Below are 19,831 nucleotides of genomic sequence, written 5' to 3' on the forward strand. Positions count from 1 at the left end.
TACCCTAACACCTACTCTAATTATTTTTCTTTTTCAATTGCTTCATTCAATTTTTCGGTAAATTGCTGAGCTGTATTAACGCCCATTCGTTTCAGACGGAAATTCATAGCCGCCACTTCAATAATAACCGCAATATTTCGGCCCGGCCGAACTGGTATATTCATTCTGGTGATATCCGTATCAATAATTCGTACCTTTTCTTCTTCCAAACCAAGTCTATCGTAATTCTTCTGCTGATCCCATAGCTCCAGATTGATGACAAGGGAGATTCTTTTATGGCTTCTGACTGCTCCCGCACCAAACAAAGTCATCACATTAATGATGCCTACGCCTCTAATTTCCAAAAGGTGCTCGATCAATTCAGGTGAATTTCCGACCAGTGTGTCGTCATCTTCCTGGCGAATTTCCACACAATCATCGGCAACTAAACGATGTCCTCTTTTTACAAGTTCAAGCGCAGTCTCACTTTTTCCGACTCCGCTCTTTCCGGTAATCATGACACCTACGCCATATATATCTACCAAAACGCCGTGAACAGCAGTCGTTGGAGCAAGCTTGCTTTCAAGGAAATTAGTCAGTCGGCTGGAAAACCGGGTCGTTTTCATCGATGTTCTTAAAACCGGTACAGAAACGCTTTCAGAAGCCATCAATAATTCCTTCGGCACCTCTAAATCACGCGTGATAACGATACAAGGTGTAATATCACTGCATAGCATTTGCATTCTTGAAATTCTTTCTTCATCATTTAACTTAGAGAAAAACGATAATTCTGTCATCCCAAGGATTTGAATACGGTCAGCAGGGTAATAATCGAAATAACCTGCAATTTCTAAACCAGGTCTTGAAAGATCGCTCGTAGTGATAGGTCTATTTACACCTTCTTCACCACAAACCAGTTCAAGCTGGAATTCATCAATGAGGTCGATTGTTTTAACTTTTGCCAAAAAATTCACTCCCTGATCTAGTGATTATTAAATTTGTGCTTTCATTTTATCATTATTTCCTACATAACCATACAATTACAATAATATAATTCTGGTTTTTCTAAAAAGTTAAAAGTACCATAAGGATAGGACAACTTACCTGGGGGTTTAAGAGAAATGACACTACTGATACAAAACGCAACGATATATCAAGAGAACACCATCCTGCAAAACGGATATATTTTAATTAAAGATAATCAAATTAAAGAAGTGGGTCTTATGGAAAACTCACCACAGCACGCTGATGAAATTATCACTCTTAAAGAGGGACAGCTAGTTCTGCCGGGTTTCATTGATATCCACATTCATGGCGCGGCCGGGGCTGATGCCATGGATTCTACAGAAGAAGCACTTAGAGTCATGGCAAAAGAGCTGCCTAAAGAGGGAACCACATCTTTTCTTGCAACAACAATGACACAGGATCCTGCCAATATAAATAAAGCGTTAAAAGCTATCTATAGCTTTAGGATTAACGGAAATCCTGCCGGAGAAACTGAAATGCTGGGCGTACATTTAGAAGGTCCATTCATCAGTCCATCAAAAGCAGGAGCACAACCATTGCATCATATCAAGAATGCCGACGTTGATATATTTAAGGAGTGGAATGAATCATCAGGTAATGCAATCAAACTGGTCACTCTTGCTCCGGAACAGCCTGGTGCAAAGGAATTAATTAAACACCTGCGCGCTTCAAATATCATCTGCTCCATGGGTCATACTAATGCCACATACGAACAGGCATCAGAGGCGATTGAACACGGAATATCGAATGCTACACATTTATTTAATCAAATGACCGGCTTACACCATCGTGACATAGGTGCCGCTGGAGCAGCTTTGCTGCATGATCAGGTATTCGTGGAGATGATTGCGGATGGAATTCACATATCACCTGAAATGATAAAGCTTGCTCTCAAGGTTAAAGGCACAGAAAAGGCCATTCTTATTACGGATGCCATGCGGGCAAAAGGAATGGCGGATGGACAATATGATCTTGGCGGACAGGAAGTAACCGTTACAGGTGATGAAGCGCGTCTTGCAGATGGTACTTTGGCAGGCAGTATTCTCAAAATGAACGATGCCATAAAAAATGTATGTCATTTTACCGGATATTCATTGCAAGAAGTTGTCCAAATGGCTTCTGTTAATCCAGCTAAACAGCTTAATATTTATGATCAAAAAGGAAGCATTGCTGTTGGGAAAGACGCAGATCTTGTGATTATGGATACAAACTTTAATGTATCCATGACAATCTGCCGTGGTAAAATAGCTTACAGAGGTGAAGAGCAATGAATCAAACAACTATGAGGATTATTAAAGCAGACAATTATGATGAAATGAGCCAAATTGCAGCAGAAATTTTCATCAGCAAAATCAAGCAAAAACCGGATGCAGTCCTTGGACTCGCTACCGGAAGCACCCCACTCGGTCTCTATAAAAATCTTATAGAGGATCACCAGAAAAATGGAACAAGCTATCAGCAAATCCATACCGTAAACCTGGATGAATATATAGGGCTTTCAAAAGATAATCCAAACAGCTATCACTCCTATATGATGAATAATCTATTCAAATACTTGGACATTCCACAAAATCATATTCATCTTCCACATGGGGATGCAGAGGACCTTATGCAGGAATGTGAGCGATATGAAACGGCGATAAATAATCTTGGTAATGTAGAGCTTCAGGTATTAGGAATCGGAAAAAATGGTCACATTGGCTTCAATGAACCTGGAACTCCATTTTCCAGTAAGACACATATCATTGAATTAAAAGAAAGCACTCGACAAGCTAATGCCCGCTTCTTTAATCATCTGGATGAGGTTCCAAAACAAGCGATCACAATGGGGATTTCTACAATTATGAAAAGCAAAGAGATTATACTGCTCTCTTCTGGTGAAGCAAAGGCAGAAGCAACCTACAAACTGATTCACGGTGATTTAACAGAACAATTACCAGCAAGTATTCTAAAGCAGCATCCGGCTGTAACCGTAATCGTAGATAAAGAAGCAGCTTCTATGCTCGATTAATCATTGGCTTTCCACATTCTATGGAGTGCTATAACGCATATTAGATGAAGCCATTACATACATTCTGACAGCCATGAAGCTGACTGAGATAAAATATCCATTTTAATCAAGAGATCCTGTCCTTTTAATTTAAAACGATGACCATAGATGGGCCATTTAGATGGCTTGCCTCATATTATGGTAGTAAAAGGACAGGGGGCTTTTAAAGTTGAAGATTATGATTGATGCAGGCCATGGCTATAAAACACCTGGAAAGTCATCACCGGATGGAATGAAGGAATATGAATTTAATCGAAGTGTTGCTGAATATTTAAAGGATTTATTAACCAACTATCAAGTTAATACTTTCTTTGCCCATTCGGACATAGTAGATGTTCCTTTACAGGAAAGAACGAATCGTGCAAATTCTCTCCATGTAGATTTATATGTATCAATCCATGCCAATGCCGCCGTAAATCGAGGTTGGCATAAAGCAGAAGGAATTGAAACGTATATTCATACATCAGGGCCTAAAGAAGCCCTCTCTCTCGCTACAAAAATCCAGAATAAATTGATTGCCACCACCGGTTTACAAAATCGAGGAGTTAAAACGGCTGATTTTCATGTGCTGAGCGCAACAAAAATGACAGCTGTACTGGTTGAATGCGGGTTTATGACAAATGAAAAGGAAATAAAGCTGCTTAAAAGCGATCACTACCGAAAAAAATGTGCACAAGCAATTGCCGAATCTATCATCTCTCATTATTCATTGAAAAAGAAATTAAGCAATCCTGCCAAACAATCAGATCCAGAAAAAATACTGTACAAGGTTCAGTTAGGTGCCTTTTCAGACAAACAGAATGCAGCCAACTTAGCAACACAGCTAAAACGTCTTGGTTTTGAAACAACCATCATAACGGACAAGCAAGAATGCTAAAAAACATGAAGCCTAGTAAACAGGCTTCAGGTTCTTTATTTATCATCCATTACACTTTCCATAATCGTATTAACCAATGAAAGAATAATCGATACCAGGAATGTCAGCCAGAAGCCATTGATATCAAAGGCACTTCCCATTGCTGCATCCGTAATCATTAACACAATGGTATTAATGAAGAGCAGAAATATTCCTAGCGTAATGATCGTTATAGGTATCGTTAGGATGGTCACAATTGGTTTGACAATTACGTTAAAGATGGATAATACAATGGCTGCAATAATGGCTGCACCAAACCCGGTTACATGAACACCTTCAAATATCTGTGTCAGCAATACGAAAACGACTGCATTAACAAGTATTTTGGCTATCCATTTCATATGTCCATCTCCTTCACTTCTTCTCTCGGCATAAAACAGCTAAGAATCGTATAGGGAATAATCAGCATAAAGCTAGTTGGAATGAGCGCGATTATAAATAGGATACGCAAAAGCTTTGAACTCATACCAAAATATTGTGAGATTCCTCCAAGGACACCCGAAACAATCTTATCTGACCTTGAACGGACAAAACGCTTTTTTTCCTTCAAAATACCCCGCAGCTCCTTTTAATCCATTAACGTATTGATTAATGTTTGATTTTAATATTACCGGCTCTTGATTCGGCCAAAATATGAATGGATTCCTCATAATTACCCTCTGACTTGAATCGGAGCATCTTTTGGACCACATCACTTTTTTCCTCAATGATGTGAATACCCTTCAGGTCAATATTAAAACTGCCGAGATTGGATTTTAACTCCCCATCACATCCAGTATTTGCTGGGATTTGCAGATTAATACTTCCTGCCGACGCCTTAGCTCGGATCGTTTCTCCATAACGGCCGGTTTGTTCACATTGAATACTTCCATTAATCGTCTGGAAATCTCCTTTTCGGAAGCCTCCCTGGATTTGGATTGCACCATTCATCGTTTCGACTTCCAATTCGCCTACATCAAATCCTTTAAGATTGACAACACCATTGACCGTCTCAAATTCTGCTTCTCTTGCATTCAAATCCGTAAATTGAATTTGCCCATTACCCGTTTTGGTCATAACCGTATCGACTTTAACATTTTCACCGGTAATTGCTCCGTTAAATAGTCGAATTTTCAATTCCTCATAGCGATTGTCTGGCACACGAATGATTGCTTGTAATTTAATGGATTTGTCGTGTGCAGCAAATCGAAGTCTTCCTTCTTCAAGCGAATAAGTTACTTCTTTAAGCAGTTTTTCTCTCGCTTCAGTCGTATTTTCTGCCCTATACACCTTCGCCTGGCATTCAATCCTAATCTCGTCCTTATCCCATGGGAGGAACTGGACACTGCCGTTTGCCAGATCGACATCTATTTTACGCAAAGATACATGATCATGATGATAAATATGCTCGATATCAACCGCTGAGCCAAAATTAAGGTCAAAATCTACATCTTTTATCTTTTTAACAACATCGTCTACGATTCCTAATAGTTTATCCATTGTGGATGCAGACTTTTTGGATGGTGACCCCTTATATTCTGATTCACTTTGGTTTACAACCGTTGATAATTCACTGGTTTCTGTCCTTTGCTCATCTTCTTTAATCAGTTTGTCTTTCTTTTCAATTTGCTCAAGTAATAATAATGCTTCATCGGCGTTAAGTAAGCCTTCCTTCACCATTTCCAAAATTCTTTTTTTCTCTTGATTCATTCTTACCAGCTCCCTTTTCCATGGTATGTACCTATCAATCCTTTACTAGTTTAATACCCTGAATGACGTTCCAAATCATCACAATAAAGCTAATCAAACCGAAAAGAAACATAGCCAGTATAGCAGTATAGGGCAAGGCCGTTATTTCCGAACTCGAGGCAAGCTGAGTTAGAAATACAAAGAACACGATAATGCCCATGACTAATGGAAATAGATGTGAGATTAAAGCTCGTTTAGCATGCCCTTTTAGCTCAAAATCATCTACAGCTACGAAATAAATAACCGTAGGAAAGATGAAGCCTAAAAAGAAGAAACTGAAATAACATAGAGCAGCCAGAAATCGATTAGTTGTTGTCATAGATACAGACACCTCTCCTAATTGTACGTATAAATTGAAAGAAAGTTTCTTATATATCAACAATACCTTACAACAATTGGAAAATGGTAACTTTTCGATTATACCCTGGCCAGAAATCGTTAATCTATGAGTTTTCTAAAGGTGCACGGGCAAACGTATGAGTAAGTTCTCTGAAGCAAATACGCCGGATATGGATAAAAAGCAAGCCGTTTTATCTGGCGGCTTGCTTTTCCTTGATTTTATTATTCATACGGTCCTGATCACGTTCTAGAACGGGCTTTAAATATTTTCCTGTATAAGATTCAGGTGTCTCCGCTATAACCTCCGGTGTTCCGGTAGCCAAAATGGTTCCGCCTTTTTCTCCACCTTCAGGACCTAAATCAATTAAATAATCAGCTGCTTTAATGACATCTAAATTATGCTCAATGACAAGCACTGTATCGCCATTATCAACCAAGCGCTGCAATACTTCCAAGAGACGCGAGATATCATCAACATGAAGTCCTGTTGTCGGCTCATCCAAAATATAGAGTGAGCGGCCATTGGAGCGACGGTGTAATTCACTCGCCAGCTTAACCCTTTGCGCTTCTCCGCCGGATAGTGTTGTGGCAGGCTGACCCATCTTAATATATCCCAGACCAACATCATAAATGGTTTGGATCTTCCGTTTGATTTTCGGATGATTTTCAAAGAACTGAAGTGCTTCTTCTACTGTCATATCTAAAATATCAGAAATATTCTTCCCTTTATAGGTTACTTCCAATGTTTCCCGATTATACCGTTTTCCATGACAAACCTCACAAGGAACATAGACATCCGGAAGGAAATGCATTTCTATTCGGATGATTCCATCTCCACGGCATGCTTCACAGCGTCCGCCTTTAATATTGAAACTGAAACGGCCTTTCTTATATCCACGGACCTTCGCTTCATTTGTGGAAGCAAACACATCCCTGATATCATCAAACACACCTGTATAGGTTGCCGGATTGGATCGCGGCGTACGACCGATTGGTGATTGGTCAATATCAATCACTTTCTCCAGTTCCTCCACACCTTTTATCTCGCGGTGGTTTCCTGGTCTCGCTTTCGCCCTGTGCAGCTTTTGAGCTAATGATTTATGGAGAATTTCATTCACTAATGTACTTTTACCTGATCCGGATACTCCTGTAACAGCTACAAATGTCCCAAGCGGAAAAGATACATTTACATTTTTGAGATTATTCTCTTTAGCACCTTTAATCTGAATTAATCGTCCATCGCCCTTTCTGCGTTCCTGTGGCAAAGGAATGAATTTTTTCCCTGATAAATATTGGCCCGTTAAGGAATTAGAATCCTCCATCACTTCCTCCGGCGTACCTGCTGAGACAATCTCACCGCCGTGCGCTCCTGCTCCAGGACCGACATCAATCAAATAATCCGCTGCCAGCATCGTGTCCTCATCATGCTCCACCACAATAAGCGTATTCCCGATGTCACGCATACTTTTCAGCGTCGCAATCAATCGGTCATTATCACGTTGATGAAGACCAATTGAAGGTTCATCCAAAATGTATAAAACACCTGTTAAGCGCGAGCCGATTTGAGTAGCCAATCTGATTCGCTGTGCTTCTCCCCCTGAAAGTGTTCCGGCTGCTCGGTTTAATGTCAGATATTCCAAGCCAACATTATTCAAAAAGCCCAGCCTTTCTTTGATTTCCCTAAATATCAAACGGCCGATACTCATATCTTTCTCGGATAGATTCAAATTTTCAAAGAAATCGTTAGCATCTTTAATAGAGAGGGCCGTAATCTCGCCAATATGCTGTCCTGCTATTAATACCGCCATCGTTTCCTTCTTCAGACGATAGCCTTTACAGGTTGGACATGCCTGCTCGGCCATATATTTTTCCATCTGATCACGTGTATAATCTGAACTTGTTTCGTTAAACCGGCGTTCTACATTAGCCAATACGCCTTCAAATTCCACTCTGTTTTCCCGTATTTGCCCGAAATCATTCTCGTAACGGAAATAGATTTTCTCCCCATCCGAGCCATAAAGAATTTTATCAAGCTGGCTTTCCGGTATTTGAGAGACTGGAACATCCATATCTATACCATAGTGATTGCATACACATTCAAGTAATTTAGGATAATACTGAGAACTGGTAGGTTCCCATGGAGCGATTGCATGCTCCCTTAATGTTAATTCCGGGTCAGGAATTACGGCAGCCCGGTCAACTTTTACTTTAAAGCCCAGTCCATCACATGTTGGGCAGGCGCCAAATGGACTGTTGAACGAGAACATCCGAGGCTCCAATTCCCCAATTGAAAATCCACAATACGGACAGGCATGATGCTCACTGAAAAGCAACTCTTCCTCGCCTATTACATCAATGATAACTTTACCATCACCCAGACGGAGTGCAGATTCAATTGAATCAGCTAAGCGGGCATTGATTCCCTCTTTCACGACAACCCGGTCGATGACCACTTCAATCGTATGCTTTTTATTTTTATCCAGACGAATATCATCATCCAAATCATACATTTCTCCGTTTACACGGACACGGACATACCCTTGCTTTTTAATATCTTCAAGCATTTTGACATGGGTACCTTTTCTGCCTGTTACAACCGGAGACAGAATCTGCATTTTCGTGCGTTCTGGATAGGACAAGATTCTGTCTACCATTTGCTCAATTGTTTGAGATGTAATTTCAATCCCATGCACAGGACAGACTGGTTTGCCGACTCTGGCATACAATAAACGCATATAATCATAAATCTCTGTCACTGTCGCAACGGTTGAACGAGGATTGCGGCTTGTCGTCTTTTGGTCAATTGATATCGCTGGAGACAGCCCTTCAATCAAATCAACATCCGGTTTATCCATTTGGCCGAGGAACTGCCGGGCATATGCGGAAAGAGATTCCACATAGCGGCGCTGGCCCTCCGCATAGATTGTGTCAAAAGCCAGGGAGGACTTTCCGGAACCGGATAAACCCGTCAGTACAACCAGCTTATCCCGGGGGATTGTCACATCAATATCCTTAAGATTATTGGTCCTGGCCCCTTTAATTACAATTTTATCAAGTGCCATCCTATGTTCATCCTTCCACTTTTAACTCTAAAATTAAATCTCTAAGTTCGGCAGCACGTTCAAAATCAAGCGCTTTGGCTGCTTCCTTCATTTCTTTTTCCATATTTGCAATTACTTTTTGACGCTCTTTCTTGGAAAGTTTCTCGTATTTATTTGCAGCTTTTTCTTCTTCATCTTCCGTTATATGAGTGGCCCGAATGACATCGCGAATATCCTTCTGAATCGTCTTGGGAACGATGCCATGTTTCCTGTTATACTCTTCCTGAATCGCACGGCGCCTTTTAGTCTCTGAAATCGCTATTTCCATGGAATTCGTTATTTTATCTGCATACATAATAACATGACCGTTTGAATTACGGGCAGCACGGCCGACCGTTTGAATAAGAGACCGTTCTGAACGCAGGAATCCTTCTTTATCCGCATCAAGAATAGCTACGAGTGAGACCTCCGGAATATCAATCCCTTCACGCAGTAGATTTATTCCAATCAACACATCATATTTTCCAAGACGCAGATCTCTGATGATTTCGATTCGTTCGAGTGTTTTAATCTCAGAGTGTAAATATTGAACCTTGATGCCAAGCTCTTTTAAATAATCCGTTAAATCCTCAGACATTTTCTTAGTCAATGTAGTGATTAGGACACGCTCATCCCTTGTGATTCTCTCGTTAATTTCCCCTAACAAGTCATCAATTTGACCTTCAATCGGGCGAACATCAATAGTTGGATCCAGCAGTCCTGTTGGACGGATAATCTGTTCAACCATTTCCGGTGAATGCTCCTGTTCATAAGGCCCCGGTGTAGCAGATACATAAACAATCTGGTTGACATGTTCTTCAAACTCCTGAAATTGCAAAGGCCTATTATCCATTGCGGACGGCAAACGGAAACCATGATTGACAAGTACCTCTTTCCGGGCGCGGTCTCCATTATACATTCCGCGAACCTGCGGGACTGTAACATGGGATTCATCTATAACCATTAAAAAGTCTTTAGGGAAATAATCGATAAGGGTATAGGGGGTAGAGCCCGGCGGCCTTAAGGTCAGATGTCGGGAATAGTTCTCGATTCCTGAACAAAAGCCCATTTCTCTCATCATTTCAAGATCGTAACGGGTTCTTTGCTCCAACCGCTGTGCTTCGAGAAGCTTTCCTTCACCTCTTAAAAAGGTGAGCTGCTCTTCCAATTCCGTCTCAATATTTTGAATAGCAATCCTCATCTTTTCTTCTCTTGTAACGAAGTGGGATGCAGGGAAGATAGCTACATGATCTCTTTCGCCGATAATTTCTCCAGTCAGCGCATCCACCTCTCTGATCCGTTCCACTTCATCGCCGAAAAATTCAACACGTACACAGTGTTCATCCTTTGAGACTGGAAAAATCTCTACTACATCTCCTCTTACTCGAAATGCTCCGCGTTGAAAGTTAATATCATTTCGTTCATATTGAATGTCGACCAATTTACGTAATAGCTGATTCCGCTCCATTTCCATGCCAACTCGTATGGATAAAACCATTTCCCCGTATTCTTCTGGAGAACCCAAGCCATAAATACAGGACACACTGGCAATAATAATGACATCCTTCCGCTCAAATAATGCAGATGTTGCAGAGTGGCGCAGTTTATCTATCTCATCATTAATACTGGCGTCCTTTTCTATAAAGGTATCAGTCTGAGGTACATACGCTTCAGGCTGATAGTAGTCATAGTAACTGACAAAATACTCGACTGCATTATTCGGAAAGAACTCTTTAAATTCACTGTACAGCTGTCCAGCAAGCGTCTTATTATGAGCAATGATAAGGGTGGGCTTATTAGTCTCTTTTATCACGTTTGAAATCGTGAATGTTTTTCCGGTTCCAGTAGCGCCAAGCAGCGTTTGATGCTTAACGCCATTATTAATTCCATTCACTAGCTCTTTAATTGCAGTTGGCTGGTCTCCTTGAGGAGTATACTTGGAAACCAATTCAAATTGTTTACTCACACAAAAGCCCCTTTCATCATTTTCATCTCAAGTCTCGTTTTATTTGATAACAATATTTTACCACAATCATCTATAAACAAACCAATAAAAAGCGAACAAACATTCCCTTTTTTAACTTTAATAATATCATTTATGCCCATCCTGCAAAAAAATAAAAGAGTCTTCCTCAATAATATGGAAGACTCAGTCTGTTGTTTATGCACTTTTAGGTGTTCTTTTGATCATGCGCTGAGAATACCAATACCCGGCCGTTAATGAAAATGCGTCAATTATAATCAGAGGCCAGGATGATGTATAGCCTTTATACGCTGATGCGGCGATTAGGGCAACCGTTAAACACAAACCGACTATGCAGCTATATGTCACTCTTGAAAAGAGCACAACTAATAAACCTGGAGCTAAAAGAGCTATTAAAATCTTCATCTGAGGTCTCACCTGCTTCCTCTGGAATCACGCAGCTATTTTCCAGCAATTCTATTCAGCTACAAATATATTACATTTCATGTGATTAATCCAGCAGGATACTAAGTTAATCGCTGACTGGCCCTCCATTTGGCACCCCTCTGACTTCAAATGTGTCCATAGGCCTTTAGGATCATGTATGAAATTTTATCCAAAATTAGGTTTCGTTAACCAAATCTAAAGGAATTTATAAAGAAGCAAGTATTCATTAATATAGGAGGGAAAATATGAAACTTAAAAAATGGTTATCCATCTCTTCTGCTGCTTTCTTAGGGATTGCCTTAACAGCATGTTCGGATGCCGAAGAAACCTCTAATGATGAGAACGATTCAAAAGAAGAAACAGTTGAAATTACATATGCCAGAGGAGTCGATACGACAGGCAGTACAGAAAAACTGATAGAAGCATTCGAGAAAAAACATCCGAATATTAAGGTAAACTATCAGGAAATGCCGAATAGTTCTACTCAACAGCACGATCAATATGTAACCGCATTCAGTAGTAAAAGTGCTGAAATTGATGTATTTGATGCAGATGTTGTTTGGCCGGCAGAGTTCGCCCAAGCTAACTATGCGATGGAATTAGACCGCTTCATCGATCAGGATAAAATAAATCTCGAAGACTACTTCCCCGGTCCAGTTGAAGCCGGGAAATTTGAAGGCAAGCAATGGGCTCTGCCAAAATACTCAGATGCCGGTATTCTTTATTATCGAACAGATTTGGTTAGCGAACCCCCAAAAACATGGGATGAGTTGATAGAAATGGCTAAAGAAGGAAACGGGAAAGAAGGCACAAGCTCAGGCTTTGTCTTCCAAGCAAAGCAATATGAAGGTATTGTTGTGAACGCCATGGAATTCATTGCCTCCTACGGCGGCAAAATCATCGATGAAAACAATGAAGTCGTCATTAACAGTCCAGAAGCCAAAAAAGGACTTAGTAAAATGGTTGAAATTGCAAACGCAGATTTCATGCCAAATAACATTTTAACTTTTACCGAAACGGAAACTGAATCTGCCTTTAAAGAAGGCCAAACTGTATTCGCACGCAACTGGCCCTATATGGAAAAAACAGCTGCTGATAAAAGTACCTCAAAGGTAGCTGGCAACTTTGCCTTTACCTCCTTGCCTGCTGGTGATTCAGGCTCAGCTTCGACACTCGGAGGCTATATGGCCATGATTAACCGCTATACTGATCATCCAAAAGAATCATGGGAATTTGTGAAATTCATGACTGGGGAAGAAGGACAAAAAATCTCTGCGACCGAAGGCGGACGTGCTCCAACCATAAAAGCTTTATATGAGGATAAGGAAGTACAGGATGCGGCTCCTGTTTTCAAAGAAAAGTCTTTTGTTGAAACACTAGAAAACGCTGTACCTAGGCCGGTTACTCCAAATTACCAGGAAATATCGGATATTTTGCAAATCGAAATTTCTAAAGCATTAACAAAGGATATTACAGTTGATGAAGCCATTGAAAATATGGAATCGAAAATGAAGGCTGCATTGAAGGAATAGATAACTTAGCCTAATAGGAACGGCAATGGGAGGGAGATGGGCACAAAAGCTTGTCTCCTATTTTTTAGCTTTTGAAGTCCATCCTGAAAGGAGTAATGATATGAAAAAGAAATTTTCGCTATCCGAACGACAATTAGGATATGCCATGATTATCCCTTCTCTTATACTAATTGGAATTGTTGTTCTCTATCCAATTGCCATGTCTTTTTGGAACAGTATGTTTGATTATCGATTGAATACTCCAGAGAAATCCGTACGAATGCTATCTTCTCAAGTTGACCTTGAACGGTATGCCACTGATTATTATTATCTACAAAAAAATCTAGAAGAATTGAATAGCGATAAATCCAGCCAATGGGCAGAACTCATTGAAAAAAATCATCAAAAACTTTTAAATGAATCCGATATCGAAAAGCAATATGAATATGTAGAGAAAAAGGTTGCCAACTTTGAACCTATTAAGGAGAAAGATGAAAAATATGCCTCCATTAATGAGGATACAGCAGAAGCCTATAAAGCTGATTTAAAATCCATCAGTGGTGAATTGAAAGCGATCGAGGGAGAGCAGTCAGAACTTGCAAAGGATACAGCTGCTTTATCTGCTTCTGTCTCTGATTCTATTTTGAAGGAAAACTTTGTTGGGTTAGGTAACTACAGTAAATACCTATCTGATGCACGCATGTGGAAATCGTTATCCAATACGATGATTTTCACAGTTATTACAGTCTTTTTTGAATTGGTGATTGGATTAGCCATTGCCTTATTAATTAATCGAGCGTTCTTTGGCAGAGGTGCGGTCAGAGCAGTTGTATTAATTCCCTGGGCGATCCCTACCGCTGTATCAGCGATGATGTGGATGTTCCTCTATGATGGGCAATCAGGTATTATCGCCCACTTGTTCGAAGAGCTTCATATTATTTCAAACGCCGGGGATTTATTAAGCACAGGTGCCGGAGCGATGGCGTCTGTTATTCTAACGGATATATGGAAAACAACACCCTATATGGCTTTGTTATTGTTAGCGGGCTTGCAGACCATCCCCAAGGATGTTTATGAAGCTGCTTCAGTCGATGGAGCAAGCAAGTGGTACCAATTCCGCAGAATAACACTACCTTTATTAAAATCCAGCATTCTTGTTGCCCTGCTCTTCCGTACACTTGATGCGTTCAGAGTATTTGACCTTATTTTCGTCTTAACAGGCGGCGGACCTGCAAATTCAACAGAAGTGATTACCATATATGCATATAAAACCTTATTCGCTCAACAAAATTTCGGCGAAGGCTCCGTCCTCTCGATGATTGTGTTTGTTTCAGTGGCGATTATCAGTCTGATTTACATTAAATTCATAGGTTCTGACCTATTTGGAGACCGCATAAACGGAAAGGGGGAAAATTAAATGAAGAAGCCTGTAAAAACCATACTTTTCTATGTGTCGATTGCTCTTTTTATCTTTGTTATCATGTTCCCATTTCTCTGGGTCTTTCTTACATCCTTAAAAGAACCGGGTGAAATTTTTGCCTCGTATAAATGGTGGTCCAAGAATCCATCTCTAGATTCATATAAATCTGCTTTAACTTCAAGGCCCCTGCTCGGTTACATGAAAAATAGTTTAATCGTTTCTACCGTTACGACCGTAATCGCCATCACGTTTGCATCATTTGCAGCTTATGCGTTAACACGTTTACCGATTAAAGGAAAGGGTATTATATTTGCTGTAATACTAGCATCATCTATGTTTCCGCATATCGCTATTATTTCACCAATCTATAACTTTGTAACCGACTTCAATTTACGTAATACGTATACAGGGTTGGTGATTCCCTATATTACATTCAGCTTACCTTTGGCTATTTGGCTATTATCCACGTTCTTTCAGAAAATACCAAAGGATCTTGAGGAATCAGCGAAGATGGATGGTGCTACACCATTTCAAACCTTTAGAAGAATCATTTTCCCATTGGCTGCACCCGGCGTATTTACGACAGCCATCCTTGTATTTATCGCAGCTTGGAATGAATATTTATTTGCTTTAACTATTAATTCAAAAGAAGCAGCACGAACTGTACCAGTAGGTATATCCCTTTACCAAAGTGATTACACCATTCCTTGGGGTGATATAACGGCAGCAACTGTCATCGTCACCATTCCAATTGTTATATTGGTGTTGATTTTCCAAAGAAAAATAGTATCCGGTTTGACATCAGGATCAGTGAAGGGATAAAACGAATGTACTGTTTCAACGTTGAGGGGGATTTTGTTGGAAAAAAAACCGTATATTACAGAAGCAATCATTGGTAATTCAAGCATGCTGGTATCTTTAACAAAAGATGGGCAGGCGCAAAGGATCACATGGCCAAATATCGATTTTCCCCAGCATCTAAATCTATTTTATACAGGTATTCGCGGCATTGAAGGCTCGGTAAAGACCTTCTTCCTTCATGAGAATGTTTGGAATCATAAACAAGCCTATATGAACCGCACGAACATTTTAGAAACCATATCCACACTCGGCGGTTCTGGCTTGTCTATCAGGCAGCTCGATTTTGTGTTACCCAAAAAAGATGTCTATGTTCGGCACTTTACCTTTAAAAATCTATCAGATCGTCCACAAAATATAAGCTTCGTAGTTTACAGCGATTTTATGATTGATGAAAAAAGACGCTATCAAACTGTTATGTTCGAGGAAGATACAGATAGCTTTACCCATTACCACAGAGAATATGGATTTGCAGTTGGCTCCACTCATAACGTTAAGAAATTTCAATGTGGAGCTACATTTAAGGAGCTAAATGACGGTATTCTTAGGGGTAAAAGAATTGCCAATAAATCATCATGTGGAATTGAATATGATCCGCTTTCTCTCGATCCCAACGAGGAAAAATCCATTACGCTTTATATTGCAGCAGGCAACGGCTCTCAAGGAGCGATTGACATCTTAAAGGATGTAAAAGAGATTCCCTTTGACGAACATTTCAAGGAGACCTTGCACTATTGGTATGAATATTTGGATCAAGCGAAGCCAGTTGAAATTAAAGATGAACGAACAAAGAAAATTTATGAGCGTTCTTTACTTATGTTTCATTTAATGAATAATAAAAATGGCGGTTTCATTGCTGCCCCTGAGGTAGATGAGGAATATGCCTTTTCAGGTGGATATTCCTATTGCTGGGGTCGTGATGCAGCCTACACCGCCACTGCATATGCTCGTGCAGGCTATCACAGACAGGTTAAAGAGTTTTACCGATTTGCCAGAACTCTTCAGGATGAGGAAGGAAAATGGGATCAGCGCCACTATTTAGACGGACATTTAGCTCCTGCCTGGGGCTTGCAAATTGATGAAACAGGCTCCATTCTGTGGGGACTCCATCAATTTTATGAAATTACCGGTGATGAGGACTTTGTAGTTGAAATGTGGCCAGTCATGGAAAAAGGGGCGGACTTCCTTACTAAGTTTATCGATCCCATCACCCATCTTCCTCTTCCTAGCATGGATATATGGGAAAAAAGAGAAGCTGAACACTTTTATTCAGCCGCCGCAGTATATGGAGGGCTGTTAGGATCTTCTGAATGGGCCGAGAAATTAGGTCATCCCGAAAAAGCTATTCTTTATAGGAATACTGCAGCAGCTATTAAAAAGACTATCATGCAGATTGGCTACAATGAGACGAATGAAGCGTTTTTCCGAGCTTTTCATTTAAGACTCGATGAACCGGCCTACTTAAATAAGAAAGCTCAGGGCAAGGATGTCTCAAAGGAATATGATGCCAAGGGATATCCAATCTATCGTCAGGTCAGGGATGATGTCATCGATATCTGTTTACTTGGCCTTCAGGTACCCTTCAATATGATTGATGCCAATGATCCAAAAATGAAACAAACAGCTGCCACCATTGACCGACTGTGCCGCTCCAAGATTATTGGTGGTATCGAACGCTTCCCGGGGGATATCTATATTAGTGGTGACCCTTGGATCATATCGACGCTCTGGCTCGCGATTTATTATATTCGCATTAATAAACAGCTTGAAGCAAAGAAATTATTTAAATGGGTCGTCGATCATGCCACTGATTTGGATCTTTTAGCAGAGCAAATTGACAAAATTACAGGCAGACCTGCCTGGGTATTACCGCTTACTTGGTCACACGCTATGTTCATTTTGACTGTTTTAGAAATGAAAGAGAATGGAATAGAACTTTAACCGCCTGTGGATAAGCCAAGTTGTCCACACACTTATACACGGTAATCACAGTTTATTCATAACATTTAATAAGCAAAGTAAATTTCCCCCTGTGGATAAACTATGCAAAAAGGATCTTCAGGTCTATATTGGCCAGAAGATCCTTTCATTTTATATGGATATACTTTCTGATCTTCTGAAACAACTTAAGCCATCATCTCTGACTGGATGGATATACTATAGACAAGCAACCTTTTCAGCAATACCCTGAGTATCATCACTTAATCTATGGTTATTCTCGATATTTGTTTGAGTTAATATATATCTGATTATTGATTTCTTAATACTGTCAATTACACGTTCCGGCTATTTCAGAGGCAGCTTCCGAACTTTTCAGAACACATATGAAAAGAACTATAATCAACTGCATACCTTCCGAAACATTCATAACCCCTTTATTCATTTGGATGATTATAGATTCCCGGGATTAGCTGAGACCCCTCTAAATCTGCCATCAAGGAAAAAAAACTAATGAACAAAGCAATCATTATAATTTATACTTAGGTAGTATTATAAAATAACAATATTTAAATAATTTCGTTCGTCTAAAAAATACTTCAAATAAACCGAAAATAAAATTGAACCATTTGCTGAAACTAAATCAGGTATTTATTTCATGATAGATATTCAATAAAGAGGGGGCATAACATATATAATACGATTAAATAGTCAACAGAACACAGGCTTATAAACATACCTATAAATCCTGAGATTGGAGGAGTTTACAATGAGTGAGCATCATCACCATGGTCATCATCATAGTCACGAAAGCGGAGGCCATCATCATCATAATGCAAATAAAAAAGCCCTTGCGATTAGCTTTAGTTTAATATTTGCCTTCATGATTATAGAAGTGATTGGCGGGATTTGGACCAACAGTCTTGCTCTTCTTTCCGATGCTGGGCATATGCTCAGTGACGCAGCTGCTTTGGGATTAAGCTTATTTGCCTTTAAATTTTCAGAAAAGGCTGCTGATTACTCCAAAACCTATGGCTATAAGCGCTTCGAAATATTAGCTGCATTTATAAACGGCATGACTTTAATCATTATTTCCTTCTTTATCTATTGGGAGGCAATTGAACGTTTTAGAGTGCCGCCAGAGGTTAGCTCCAATATGCTTTGGATTGCTCTAATTGGATTGATTGTCAATTTAGCGGTTGCCTGGATCTTGATGAGAGGTGATACAGAGGAAAATCTGAATATGCGAGGAGCCTTCCTTCATGTATTAGGGGATTTACTTGGATCAGTCGGCGCAATTATTGCCGGAATCTTAATCATTCTGTTCGGCTGGAACTTGGCAGATCCGATTGCCAGCATGATTGTAGCAACTCTTGTCTTAGTTAGCGGATGGCGTGTATTAAAGGACTCTTATCATATTTTAATGGAGGGTACTCCTACAGGAATCCAAATCGAGCAGGTAAGAAAAAGTCTAATGAGTATAGAGGGTGTTCTGGATGTGCATGATTTACATATCTGGACGATCACATCCGGTTTCCCAGCACTTAGCTGCCATGTTGTCGTTGAGAAAAAAGTGGACCGTGATGAAATTCTTATTCAATTACAGAATTGGTTAAAGAACAATCATCAGATTGAACATTGTACATTTCAAATCGAAGGATACACTATAGCAGAGAGCAGTCAACATGAACCATGTAACTAATACTGAATGGCCATTAACCTATTAAGATTACAATTTCGCTACGTTTTCAAGTCAAATTCTAAAAGCAATTGAATGTGAAGGTTCTAACTATTATAATAATTTTATCAGCTAAGGTAATGTTTACATAATTTGTAATCTATTATCTAGAAAGGGAATCAAATATGATCGGTGATCGTGTTAAAAGAATTAGAAAAGAGAAAAAGATGTCTATGACGGAGCTAGCGGAGAAGGCAGGAGTAGCAAAGTCCTATTTAAGTTCACTCGAAAGAAATATACAGGTGAATCCCTCCGTTCAATTTCTTGAAAAGATAGCAGCTGTACTAAATATCCCACTTGATGCTCTCTTAAACGATGAACCAGACATGACCAATCTTGATGAGGACTGGGCAGAGTTAATAAAAGAAGCAATGAATTCGGGAGTATCCAAAGATCAGTTCAGAGAGTTTATTGAATTTAATAAATGGCGTATTAAGAAAGATTGAATAGAAAGGCCTTAAAATAAATACTAGAATTCCCAAAACACTTATATAGCTGTAAGTGTTTTTTCTTGTTTAAGAAAACAAAATAAATACCCCGAACTTCAACTGAAACCGAGGCATTTCATATATTCACCCTCATTCCTGTGCGTTTTCTTCTCTCTCTATAAAGCCCCTAATCTCTTCTTTAGTAAATCCTATTTGTCGGGCGATCAATATAAGATTTACCCACTCTTGATCCAATTCAGCTTTAACGGTACACATCTACTATATCTCCCCCCTAAAATACTTTCCTCTATTTCAGGCAGTCCAGCCATCATAGTAATTAAACCTTAGACCTGTGACTTTGCGTCCTTATTTTTCAATAAGTTTGCCCTTTACTGTCAGTCTTCATTAGT

The 19,831-nt window shown here is 39.7% G+C and carries 18 protein-coding genes and 1 riboswitch; of the genes, 9 read left to right on the plus strand and 9 right to left on the minus strand.

Translation table 11 applies throughout. The annotated features are described in order from the left end of the window. Window positions 1-20 precede the first annotated feature (20 nt). Window positions 21-944 carry an HPr(Ser) kinase/phosphatase gene (gene hprK, locus F7984_RS17145; protein ID WP_066106142.1) on the minus strand — a complete coding sequence of 308 codons (924 nt, stop codon included), beginning with the start codon at window positions 942-944 and terminating at the stop codon, window positions 21-23. Between the two features lie 156 nt (window positions 945-1,100). Here hprK and nagA point away from each other — a divergent pair, with 156 nt between their 5' ends. The 3 genes from nagA to F7984_RS17160 all read left to right on the plus strand — a co-directional run bounded on the left by nagA (window position 1,101) and on the right by F7984_RS17160 (window position 3,932). Further along, on the plus strand, window positions 1,101-2,276 hold the full coding sequence (nagA, locus tag F7984_RS17150) for an N-acetylglucosamine-6-phosphate deacetylase (protein WP_140461781.1): 1,176 nt from the start codon (window positions 1,101-1,103) through the stop codon (window positions 2,274-2,276). An 11-nt stretch (window positions 2,277-2,287) separates the two neighbouring features. Beyond that, window positions 2,288-3,016 (plus strand): glucosamine-6-phosphate deaminase, encoded by a 729-nt coding sequence (nagB, locus tag F7984_RS17155; protein WP_140461929.1) that lies wholly within the window; start codon window positions 2,288-2,290, stop codon window positions 3,014-3,016. A gap of 217 nt (window positions 3,017-3,233) precedes the next feature. Next, the gene (locus F7984_RS17160) at window positions 3,234-3,932 is read left to right on the plus strand and encodes an N-acetylmuramoyl-L-alanine amidase (RefSeq protein WP_225983743.1); all 699 of its coding nucleotides are present in this window, start codon (window positions 3,234-3,236) and stop codon (window positions 3,930-3,932) included. Window positions 3,933-3,967: 35 nt separating this feature from the next. Here F7984_RS17160 and F7984_RS17165 read toward each other — a convergent pair whose 3' ends face one another. From F7984_RS17165 to F7984_RS17195, 7 genes are all read right to left on the minus strand, one after another. Then, the gene (locus F7984_RS17165; protein WP_066106135.1) at window positions 3,968-4,312 is read right to left on the minus strand and encodes a phage holin family protein; all 345 of its coding nucleotides are present in this window, start codon (window positions 4,310-4,312) and stop codon (window positions 3,968-3,970) included. Then, on the minus strand, window positions 4,309-4,521 hold the full coding sequence (locus F7984_RS17170) for a PspC domain-containing protein (RefSeq protein WP_066106133.1): 213 nt from the start codon (window positions 4,519-4,521) through the stop codon (window positions 4,309-4,311). Before F7984_RS17170 ends, F7984_RS17165 begins: the two co-directional genes overlap by 4 nt. A 38-nt stretch (window positions 4,522-4,559) precedes the next feature. Beyond that, the gene (locus F7984_RS17175) at window positions 4,560-5,660 is read right to left on the minus strand and encodes a DUF4097 family beta strand repeat-containing protein (RefSeq protein WP_066106130.1); all 1,101 of its coding nucleotides are present in this window, start codon (window positions 5,658-5,660) and stop codon (window positions 4,560-4,562) included. A 34-nt stretch (window positions 5,661-5,694) separates the two neighbouring features. Then, window positions 5,695-6,018: a magnetosome magnetite crystal formation protein family gene (locus F7984_RS17180; RefSeq protein WP_066106127.1), complete on the minus strand. Its 324-nt coding sequence runs from the start codon at window positions 6,016-6,018 to the stop codon at window positions 5,695-5,697. A 211-nt stretch (window positions 6,019-6,229) separates the two neighbouring features. Further along, window positions 6,230-9,100 carry an excinuclease ABC subunit UvrA gene (gene uvrA, locus F7984_RS17185; protein ID WP_140461783.1) on the minus strand — a complete coding sequence of 957 codons (2,871 nt, stop codon included), beginning with the start codon at window positions 9,098-9,100 and terminating at the stop codon, window positions 6,230-6,232. 7 nt (window positions 9,101-9,107) lie between these two features. Continuing rightward, the gene (gene uvrB, locus F7984_RS17190; RefSeq protein ID WP_140461784.1) at window positions 9,108-11,084 is read right to left on the minus strand and encodes an excinuclease ABC subunit UvrB; all 1,977 of its coding nucleotides are present in this window, start codon (window positions 11,082-11,084) and stop codon (window positions 9,108-9,110) included. A gap of 195 nt (window positions 11,085-11,279) precedes the next feature. Next, the gene (locus F7984_RS17195) at window positions 11,280-11,507 is read right to left on the minus strand and encodes a CsbA family protein (RefSeq protein WP_066106119.1); all 228 of its coding nucleotides are present in this window, start codon (window positions 11,505-11,507) and stop codon (window positions 11,280-11,282) included. A 266-nt stretch (window positions 11,508-11,773) separates the two neighbouring features. Here F7984_RS17195 and F7984_RS17200 point away from each other — a divergent pair, with 266 nt between their 5' ends. From F7984_RS17200 to F7984_RS17225, 6 genes are all read left to right on the plus strand, one after another. Beyond that, window positions 11,774-13,060 carry an ABC transporter substrate-binding protein gene (locus tag F7984_RS17200; RefSeq protein ID WP_139892197.1) on the plus strand — a complete coding sequence of 429 codons (1,287 nt, stop codon included), beginning with the start codon at window positions 11,774-11,776 and terminating at the stop codon, window positions 13,058-13,060. Window positions 13,061-13,160: 100 nt separating this feature from the next. Next, entirely contained in the window at window positions 13,161-14,456 is a 1,296-nt protein-coding gene (locus F7984_RS17205; protein ID WP_140461785.1) for a carbohydrate ABC transporter permease, read from the plus strand. Then, window positions 14,457-15,281 carry a carbohydrate ABC transporter permease gene (locus F7984_RS17210; RefSeq protein ID WP_140461786.1) on the plus strand — a complete coding sequence of 275 codons (825 nt, stop codon included), beginning with the start codon at window positions 14,457-14,459 and terminating at the stop codon, window positions 15,279-15,281. A 36-nt stretch (window positions 15,282-15,317) separates the two neighbouring features. After that, window positions 15,318-17,258 (plus strand): glycoside hydrolase family 15 protein, encoded by a 1,941-nt coding sequence (locus tag F7984_RS17215; protein ID WP_139892194.1) that lies wholly within the window; start codon window positions 15,318-15,320, stop codon window positions 17,256-17,258. Window positions 17,259-18,024: 766 nt separating this feature from the next. Further along, on the plus strand, window positions 18,025-18,957 hold the full coding sequence (locus F7984_RS17220) for a cation diffusion facilitator family transporter (RefSeq protein WP_140461787.1): 933 nt from the start codon (window positions 18,025-18,027) through the stop codon (window positions 18,955-18,957). Window positions 18,958-19,118: 161 nt separating this feature from the next. After that, window positions 19,119-19,439 carry a helix-turn-helix domain-containing protein gene (locus tag F7984_RS17225; RefSeq protein ID WP_066106107.1) on the plus strand — a complete coding sequence of 107 codons (321 nt, stop codon included), beginning with the start codon at window positions 19,119-19,121 and terminating at the stop codon, window positions 19,437-19,439. A 132-nt stretch (window positions 19,440-19,571) separates the two neighbouring features. Here F7984_RS17225 and F7984_RS17230 read toward each other — a convergent pair whose 3' ends face one another. Then, window positions 19,572-19,697 carry an anti-repressor SinI family protein gene (locus F7984_RS17230; protein WP_077248107.1) on the minus strand — a complete coding sequence of 42 codons (126 nt, stop codon included), beginning with the start codon at window positions 19,695-19,697 and terminating at the stop codon, window positions 19,572-19,574. A 36-nt stretch (window positions 19,698-19,733) separates the two neighbouring features. Beyond that, window positions 19,734-19,818: riboswitch (cyclic di-GMP riboswitch) on the minus strand. Window positions 19,819-19,831: the final 13 nt, after the last annotated feature.

The sequence above is a fragment of the Pradoshia sp. D12 genome (assembly GCF_008935075.1).
GTDB lineage: Bacteria > Bacillota > Bacilli > Bacillales > Pradoshiaceae > Pradoshia.